Origin of the sequence: Kocuria rhizophila (genome assembly GCF_003667225.1) — a bacterium.
Taxonomy (GTDB): Bacteria; Actinomycetota; Actinomycetes; order Actinomycetales; family Micrococcaceae; genus Kocuria; species Kocuria rhizophila.
This window is the reverse complement of sequence record NZ_RCOM01000026.1, coordinates 22,185-28,301: the sequence shown is the minus strand read 5'-3', so window position 1 is coordinate 28,301 and position 6,117 is coordinate 22,185. Positions and strand designations below refer to the sequence as shown.

Annotated in this window: 4 protein-coding genes; 2 read left to right on the top strand and 2 right to left on the bottom strand. The window is 72.8% G+C overall.

Annotation, left to right across the window (positions count from 1 at the left end):
- Window positions 1-241: 241 nt before the first annotated feature.
- Together D9R02_RS05555 and D9R02_RS05550 are read left to right on the top strand one after the other, a co-directional pair.
- The gene (locus D9R02_RS05555) at window positions 242-1,462 is read left to right on the top strand and encodes an MFS transporter (RefSeq protein WP_121566502.1); all 1,221 of its coding nucleotides are present in this window, start codon (window positions 242-244) and stop codon (window positions 1,460-1,462) included.
- A gap of 56 nt (window positions 1,463-1,518) precedes the next feature.
- A complete protein-coding gene (locus D9R02_RS05550) occupies window positions 1,519-2,805 on the top strand; it encodes a cytochrome P450 (protein ID WP_121566501.1) in 1,287 nt (428 codons plus the stop codon).
- A gap of 199 nt (window positions 2,806-3,004) precedes the next feature.
- Here the strand turns inward: D9R02_RS05550 and D9R02_RS05545 are convergent, their stop codons facing one another.
- Window positions 3,005-4,186, bottom strand: coding sequence for an NAD(P)/FAD-dependent oxidoreductase (locus D9R02_RS05545; RefSeq protein WP_121566500.1), 1,182 nt, complete (start codon window positions 4,184-4,186; stop codon window positions 3,005-3,007).
- A 114-nt stretch (window positions 4,187-4,300) separates the two neighbouring features.
- Window positions 4,301-6,094 carry a peptidoglycan DD-metalloendopeptidase family protein gene (locus D9R02_RS05540; RefSeq protein ID WP_259463910.1) on the bottom strand — a complete coding sequence of 598 codons (1,794 nt, stop codon included), beginning with the start codon at window positions 6,092-6,094 and terminating at the stop codon, window positions 4,301-4,303.
- Window positions 6,095-6,117 lie beyond the last annotated feature (23 nt).

Genomic DNA, 6,117 nt, shown 5'->3' with positions numbered 1-6,117 from the left:
CCCCGCCCCCCCCGCCGCGGGCAGGGAAAAGCCCCGCGGCGGGAGGGGCGTGGTCGCGGACGGGACCGCCGAACGATGCCGCCAGGACGGCGTGCGACGAGAACCTCCGCGCTCGGAGCGGGTGGCGAGGCACGGCGGGACGGTGCGCGGCGGCGTCGTCCCGCGGGTGCCGGACGGGCCGGGAGGCGGCCCGGGTGACACCGGATGACTCCCCAGGGGGCGCGCCCCGTAGCCTGGTCGGGTGACGTCCTCCGACCCCGAAGCCATGGACCGCGCGCGCATCCGCCGTGCCCGGCTGGCCGTGTCCCTGCTGTTCCTCACGAACGGCGCGATCTTCTCCAACCTGCTCCCGCGGCTGCCCGAGTTCAAGGACATGTTCGAGCTCTCCAACGCGGCGTACGGGCTGGCGGTGATCGCGTTCCCGATCGGCGGCGTGGTGGCCGGGCCGCTGCCCGCTCCCGTCCTGCGACGGTTCGGGACCGCCCGGACCGCGGCCGTGGGTTCCGTGCTCCTGGCCGCGGCCGTGTTCGTGACCGGTTCCGTCCCGGTGCTCGCCGTGTTCGGAGCGGGGCTATTCGTCGCCGGAGTGCTGGACGCGGTGGTGGACACCGCCCAGAACGCCCAGGGACTGCGGGTCCAGCGCCTCGCCGGAACCTCGATGATCAACTCCATGCACGCCCTGTGGAGCGTGGGTGCCGTGATCGGCGGGCTCATGGGCACCGCGGCCGCCGCCCTGCACGTGCCCCTGGCCTGGCACTTCCTCGTCAGCGGGGTGGTCTTCGCCGCCGTGGCCGTGGTGGCCATGCGGTGGGCCGTGCCGGACGACCACGAGGCCCACGCCGCCGCCCAGGCGGAGAACCTCCCCGTGGACACCGCAGGGATTCCCCGGCTGCCCCGGGGAAGGCGCGCGGCGCTGCTGGCTCTGCTGCCCATCGCGGTGGTCGCCGTGTCCGGGGTGCTCGTGGAGGACGTGGGCTCCAACTGGTCCGCCGTCTACCTCCGGGACGTGCTCGCCGCCCCTGTGGGCCTGGTGGGGCTCGGCTACGTGAGCCTCGTGGGAGCGCAGTTCGTGGGCCGGATCGTCGGGGACCGCCTGATCGACGCGCTCGGCGCCGTCCTGGTGACCCGCATCGGAGGCGTCCTGATCTTCGTGGGCCTGGGAGCCGTCGCCCTCGCGCCCGCCCCGTGGGTGGCCCTGGCGGGTTTCGCGCTCGCCGGTTTCGGCTGCGCCACCATGGTCCCCAACGCCTACGCCGCCGCGGACCACGCGCCGGGCCTCAAACCCGGTACGGGGCTCACGCTGGTCAGCTGGTGCATGCGCATCGTGTTCGTGCTCTCCCCACCTCTGGTGGGGGTGCTCGCCGATGCCGTGGGGCTGCGCACCGCACTGCTCGTCTTCCCCGTGATGGGTGTGCTCGCATTCCTGTTCGCCGGAACACTGCGGGAGCGCGGCCGCTCCTGAACGCAGGCTCCACGAGCCTCCCGCGGACGCGCGGTTCCCCGGAGCATACTGGGGGCATGACTTCACAGTTCGGCCAGACCCGTTCCGAGCAGGGCCCCTCGCTGCTGCGCTCCGGCTACCTCTTCGCCTCCCGCGTACGACGCCGCGCAGGCCTCTCCTCGGACTCGGGGTGCCCCGTGCGCATGCCCCTGCTGGGCAAGAATACCGTCCTGGTCCGCGGTGAGGAGGGCGTCAAGCTCTTCTACGACACGTCCCGCGTGCAGCGCGACGGGGCGATGCCCGGCGTTGTCCAGGGTCCCCTGTTCGGAGCGGGAGCTGTCCACGGCCTGGACGGCGAGGCCCACCGGACGCGCAAGAACCAGCTCGCGGACATGGCGTACGAGGACGAGCGCGTGGCCGCGTACAAGCCCTTCGTGGCCGAGGAGCTCGAGGACCTCGTGGCTCGCTGGAAGGACGGCGACAACGTCTACGACAGCACCGCGATCGCCTTCGGCCGCGCGTCCTTCCGGTGGGCCGGTCTGCAGTGGGGCGTGCCGGAGATGGACCGCTGGGCCCACCGCATGAGCCGCCTGCTGGACACCTTCGGTCGCCCCGCGAGCCACGTGGTGTCCCGGTTGGACCGGATCGCCCTGGACCGCCGCTTCGCCGCGCTCATCAAGGACGTCCGAGCCGGGCGGGTCCGTGCTCCCCAGGACTCCGTGCTCGAGCACATGGCCGGTCTGGTGGACGAGCACGGCGAGCTGGTGGACGCCAAGACAGCGGGCATCGAGCTGCAGAACCTCACCCGCCCGAACGTGGCCGTGGCCCGCTTCGCGGCGTTCGCGGCCACTGCCCTGGTGGAGCACCCCGAGTGGGTTGAGCGCATCCGCACCGCCTCCGAGCAGCGCGGGGGCACCCTGCTGGACGTTCCCGAGGCCGTGGCCTTTGCGCAGGAGGTCCGACGCGTGTACCCGTTCGTGCCCATGCTCCCCGCGGAGCTCACGCAGGACACCGAGATCCAGGGCTGCCCCGTGCACAAGGGGGAACGCGTGGTCCTGGACATCCTGGGCACCAACACGGATCCGGCGTCCTGGGACCGCGCGGCCACGTTCGACCCCGAGCGCTTCCTGGGGGTCGAGGACGCCGAGGCGATCACCACGTTCATCCCCCAGGGCGGTGCGGACGTGCGCACGGGCCACCGCTGCCCCGGCGAGAAGATCGCGGTCACGTCCCTCTCCGCCGCCGTGGTGGCGCTGTGCCGCCCGGAGGTCCAGCTGCCGAGCGACCAGGACGACCTCACGTTCTCCTGGACCCACATGCTGACCCGCCCGGTCACCGGGGTGCGGGTGCGCTCCACCCGCTGAGCACGGTGGCGCCGGGCCCGTCCGGACCCGGCACCACCCCAGCACGCGCCGCCCCGCCACGCACGGCCCCGGACGACGCCGCCGGGCGGCTCGCGCGGGTCTCTCACGAGGGTGCCCCACGTGGCGTGGAAGCCCCACGTGGGGTCTCGCGTTGGAGTCTCGCGGCGGCGTCGTGGTCCGGGTCCGGGGGCCGAGCCGCTCAGATCAGGCCGCGCAGGATGCCCTTCCAGTAGAGGGCAGGCTGCAGCCAGCGGTCGAAGAGGAACGTCCACGGGCGGGGGTTCGCGAGGTCGCGGACGCCGAAGGACGGCTCCGGGCGCATCCGCCGGTCCACCTCCGCGAGCAGCAGCGTTCGTCGGGACAGGGCGATGGGCGCCACGGTGTAGCCGTCGTAGCGCTGGAGCTCCTCGGAATCCGCCGCGAGGAGATTGTGCACCAGGACCGGACTCTGGCTGCGGATCGCTCCGCCGGAGGCCATGATGCCCAGTCCGGCGGCATCCCCGAGGGACCACACGTGCGGGAAGCGGACGTGCTGCAGCGTCTCGGGGTCCACGGCCACCCGGCCCGTCTCGCCGTCGTCCGCGAGCCCGCTGTCCGCGATCCACTCCGGAGCCCGGTGCGGGGGCACCACGTGCAGGGCGTCGTACTCCACGGACTCCCGTGACCCGCCCCGCGTGATGTGCAGGGCCCGGGCCTCCGGGTCCACGGACTCGATGCGAGCGTCCAGGACGGCCTCCACGCCGTAGCGCCGCAGTGCGTCCGCGATGTGCCCGGCCACCCGGGGCTCCGGGAACAGCTCGGGCGCCTCCACGACCACCCGCACGCGGAGGTCCTCCAGCACCCCGGTGCGGCGCCAGTGGTCGCACGCCATGAACAGGGGTTTGTAGCCCACACCGCCGCAGCCCACGTCCTCGAAGCGGATGGTGAACACAGCGGTCCCGCCCCGCAGCCCGGACATCAGGTCCCACGTCTTGGGCGCGAGTTGCGTGATGTAGTTGGAGGCAGCGTGCGGGCCGTCAAGGGCTGCGGCCAGCCCGGGCACCCGATCGAGGTCCGGGGCGATGCCGGGGGCCACCACGAGGTCGTCGTAGTCCAGCTCAGTGCCGTCGTCGAGCGCCACCGTGTGGGCCTGCGGATCCACCCGCGTGACACGGGCACGGATCCACCGGGCTCCGGAGGGCATGTACCGCCGCTGGGCCTTGCACACGCTGCTCAGACCGGCCATGCCCGACCCCACGTAGGAGAGCATGGGGCTGTAGGTGTGGGTGGGGCTCGGCTCCACGACCGTCACCCGGACCGAGTCCCGGGATGTCTGCCGCAGGAGGCGCGCCGCGCAGCTCAGGCCCGCGTTGCCACCCCCGATGATCACGATGCGTCGCACGTGTGCCCACTTCCCTGGTGCCGGTCCGGTGCTGGTGCCCCTTGCGGGCAGGCTAGCACCGCACGAACGGGCACCGTGGGATCGGGCACCGCGTGGGGGTGGGGAGTCCCGGGGTCAGTTCTGCGGTGCGGCCGGGCCCGGCGCCGCGGGGCCCGGCACCGCGGGGGCAGGCTGGCCCGCTCCCGGCGCGGCGGCGTTCTTGTCCTTGTAGAGCGGCGCGTTCTTCACCAGGTTCTGGAGCTTGGTGAGCTCCGCCGTGGCCGCGGAAGTGAGCTTCGGGTCTGTGGGCTTGGCGGAAGCCTTCTCCACCGCCTGCTGGGTGATCCCCAGCTGCTTCGCGTACGCCGGGTCCACCGCGGCCAAGTTGCGGAAGGTGAGCTGCTGGGTCAGCGCCTTGAGCTCCACGTTCAGGGGGGTCAGCGGCCCGAACTGCTCCGCCGGGGTCAGCTTCAGCTGCGTGGCCAGCAGGTTCTGGGTGCGCTGCTGGAACTGCTCCAGGGTGGTGAGCTTCGTGATGTCCGCCGTGTACGGGTTGACCGGGGAGGGCGCGGGCGCCGTCGTCGAGGGGTTCGGGGTCGGTTGCGGCGGCGTGGACGTGGTGGGCTTGGGCGTCGGTGTCGTGGTTGCCGACGGAGTGGGTGTCGGTGTCCTGGTTGCCGACGGAGTGGGTGTCGGGTCGGTGGTGCCCGAGTTCCCGGGCGTCCCGGTGCCCTTCGGTGGAGTCTGCGACGAGGTGGCAGAGGGAGCCGGCGCGGGGGCCGTGGTCTTGCCGCTTCCCGGCTTTGTCTTCCCGCCACCGCGCTGCGGGGGTGCGGACGGGCCCTGGGTCACGTGCTTCTTGCCGGAGGAGTCGGAGGCCTTCGGAGCGGATTCACCGGAGGCCTTACCGTTGCCGGAGGCCGAGGTGTCCTTGGCCGGTGCCGTCTGCTGACCCAGCGCCCGGATCTCGTCCTGGTTCTTCTTCGGTGTCCTGGGCGCGGAACCCGCGTCCGTTCCCGGCTTGGCGTTCGGGTTGGTGGGGGCCTGCGACACCCCGGCCTGGTCCGCCGTGGAGTACGCCGGACGGGACGCCGGGATAATCTCCTCCCCGGACTTCCAGTCGAAGGACTGCGCGTCCACCACCTTGCCGTCCACCCACGTCTCGAAGTGCAGGTGCGGCCCGGTCACGCGCATGCCGGTCTGGCCCACCACGCCCAGCTGCTCGGAGGCCCGGAGGGAGTCGCCCTCGCGCACCATGACCTCTTTGAGGTGGTTGTACGTGGTCTTCATGCCGTTTGCGTGGGAGACCTCCACGCGGTTGCCGCCCCACACGTCCCAGAACACGGCGGTCACGGTGCCGTCCAGGGCGGCGACGGCGGGGGTGCCCTCGGGCGCGGAGATGTCCGTGCCGTTGTGGAACTCGCGCTGGCCCGTGTCCGGCGCGGTGCGCCAGCCGAACTCGCCGCCCTTGAGCACCACCACGGGCTGCGCCGGGGCGATCAGGGTGTTGACGGGCAGCTCGCCCTCGAAGGTTGCGGGTGCGCGCGTGCTCGGCGCCACCGAGGACGCCGCCCCGTTGCCCGCTCCGCCGCCCGTTCCGGGCCCGCCCGCTCCGGCCGATCCGCCGCTCGGCCGGGTGCTGCTCAGGGAGACGAGGGAGGCGTCCTGGGCTGCGGAGATGGCTGCGGGGTCCGGTGTGGAGGCGAAGAGGGAGGGCTGAGCCGGCCGCGCGGCGTCGGCGGCGGGATCGGTGGCTCCGGGGCGCTGCGGACCCTGGGGGTCCTGCGCCATGGCGGGCTGCCACGGGGCGGTGTCGGTGCCGTTGCTCAGCGCCACGCTCCCGGCCACGAGCAGGGAGAAGGATGTGAAGGCCACCAGCGCCATGGACGGCTTCCTGCTGGTGGATGAGCGTGCGCTTGAACGAGCCATGGATGCGATCGTCTCTCCCGGGA

Coding starts and splice junctions, on each gene's coding strand:
- D9R02_RS05540 (WP_259463910.1), bottom strand. CDS start 6,094: ATGGCTCGTTCAAGCGCACGCTCATCCACCAGCAGGAAGCCGTCCATG.
- D9R02_RS05550 (WP_121566501.1), top strand. CDS start 1,519: ATGACTTCACAGTTCGGCCAGACCCGTTCCGAGCAGGGCCCCTCGCTG.